The 543-nt window shown below is 74.6% G+C and carries 2 protein-coding genes; both read left to right on the top strand.

Features of this window, described 5'->3' with window-relative positions:
- Positions 1–403 (top strand): cupin domain-containing protein (locus tag G3I71_RS46265; protein ID WP_164324935.1); only part of this gene is annotated, 403 nt, incomplete at its 5' end.
- Positions 404–407: 4 nt separating this feature from the next.
- Positions 408–543, top strand: a 136-nt coding sequence (locus G3I71_RS52040; RefSeq protein WP_343243293.1) for a helical backbone metal receptor, incomplete at its 3' end; no start/stop codon positions are given.

Raw genomic sequence — 543 nt, 5'->3', positions numbered from 1 at the left:
CGACGCCCTGGAGACCACCGTCGTCGAACTGCTGGCCGCCTCCGACACCGCGCGCACCGTGGACCTCGTACGGGCCGGCGACGAGTCCGGGCTCACGCCGGCGCCCGGCGTCCGCCCGCTGGTGCGCGGACACCACCAGCTGCACGCGCTGGAGTTCACCGGGGAGCAGGACGCCGGGCGCGAGTACCAGCACCGCAACGACGAGCTGATGTACGTGGTCTCCGGCGCCTGCCAGGTGGAGGCCGAGGGGCGGGCGTACCGACTGGAGAGCGGCGACGCCCTCTTCCTGTCCGGCGGGGGGCGCCACCGCTGGCGGGCCACCGGTGAGGACACCCGGATCCTGGTCGTCGCGGTCGGTGACCACATCCACGCCACGTCCGAGCCCCCGTCGCCGGGGCACTGAGCCCGTGCGCGTCGTCTCGCTCGTGCCCTCGCTGACCGAGGCGGTCGCGGTGAGTGCCCCCGGCCTGCTGGTCGGCGTCACCGACTGGTGCACGCACCCGGCGGACCTCGGGGACGCCGTACGGATCGTGGGGACGAAGA

The organism is Streptomyces sp. SID12501, assembly GCF_010550245.1.
Taxonomy (GTDB): Bacteria; Actinomycetota; Actinomycetes; order Streptomycetales; family Streptomycetaceae; genus Streptomyces.
Note: the sequence above shows the minus strand (reverse complement) of the source record. Positions and strands in the feature narration are given on the sequence as shown.